Origin of the sequence: Streptomyces phytophilus, from assembly GCF_013870535.1 — a bacterium.
In the GTDB taxonomy this organism is placed as follows: domain Bacteria; phylum Actinomycetota; class Actinomycetes; order Streptomycetales; family Streptomycetaceae; genus Streptomyces; species Streptomyces phytophilus.
The window spans coordinates 1-1,077 of record NZ_JACBXC010001684.1 but is presented as its reverse complement, the minus strand read 5'-3'; the positions used below and the strand labels follow the sequence as shown (position 1 = coordinate 1,077).

Here is a 1,077-nt window from a genome sequence, read left to right as displayed (position 1 = left end):
CGGAGCGGCGCACGGCGCGCAGCACCTCCGGCAGCCGGACGGGCTCGCGGATGGCGGTGCCCTCGGCGATGGTCGGGGCGTAGTCGGTGGGTACGGGCCCGTCGGCGCCTGCGCGGAAGCTCGCGTGGATCGGGGCGCAGTTGGCGGGCTGGGCGGCGAGGATGCGGGGGCGGCGGCGGATCCGGCCGGCGGCGAGGAGCTCGCCGAAGCCGGCGTCGAGGCCGAGGACGGTGCTGCCGGCGCCGGCGACGGTGACGACGCAGTCGGGTGCGGTGAAGCCGAGGTCCTCCCAGAGTTCGTAGGCGAGGGTCTTGGTGCCCTGGAGGAAGAGCGGGTGCCAGTTGTGCCCGGCGTACGGGACGGTGGCGGACCGGCGTACGGCCTCGGCGGCGGTGGCGTCCCGGCCGCCGGGCACGAGTTCGACGTCGGCGCCGTACGCGCGGGCCTGGAGCACCTTCGCCGGGGAGGTGCCCTCGGGGGCGAGGATGCGGGCGCGGATGCCGGCGGCGGCGCAGTAGGCGGCCACGGAGGCGCCGCCGTTGCCGGAGCTGTCCTCGATGACCTCGCGCACGCCGAGCCGCGCGAGTGCGGAGATCATCACGGTGGTGCCGCGGTCCTTGAAGCTGCCGGTGGGCCCGAACCACTCCGGTTTGAACAGCACGTCGCTCCCGCCCCAGCGGCGGGCGAGCAGCGGGGTGCGGCCCTCGCCGAGGGAGACGGGCGCGTCGATGCCGAAGGGCAGGGCGGCGCGGTAGCGCCACAGGGAGCGCTCGCCGGTGTCGATGTCGTCCCTGCCGATGCCGGGCACGCCGGCGACCTGGAGGGGGGCGCCGTCGTCGGCGCGCCAGCGGAGGGCGTCGAAGGGGTACGTACGGCCGGAGCGCTCGTCCACCAGATGAGTCATAGTGTCCAACTCTAGACGATCCGTCCAACGAATCCGGCGCCGATCTCCCGCGAACGGTCCGGCACGCCCCGGTGACGGCACCCGTCGCGGTCACGACAATGGGCCGGGTCCTGACGCCCACCCGTCCGGGAGGCACCCATGCGGCCCCGCCCCACCGTTCCCCTCGCCCTCGC

The 1,077-nt window shown here is 75.5% G+C and carries 1 protein-coding gene; it reads right to left on the bottom strand.

Annotated elements, in window-relative coordinates:
- Positions 1-904: pyridoxal-phosphate dependent enzyme (locus H5J30_RS35210; protein ID WP_181791857.1), on the bottom strand; the 904-nt coding region annotated here is incomplete at its 3' end.
- Between the last annotated feature and the right edge of the window lie 173 nt (positions 905-1,077).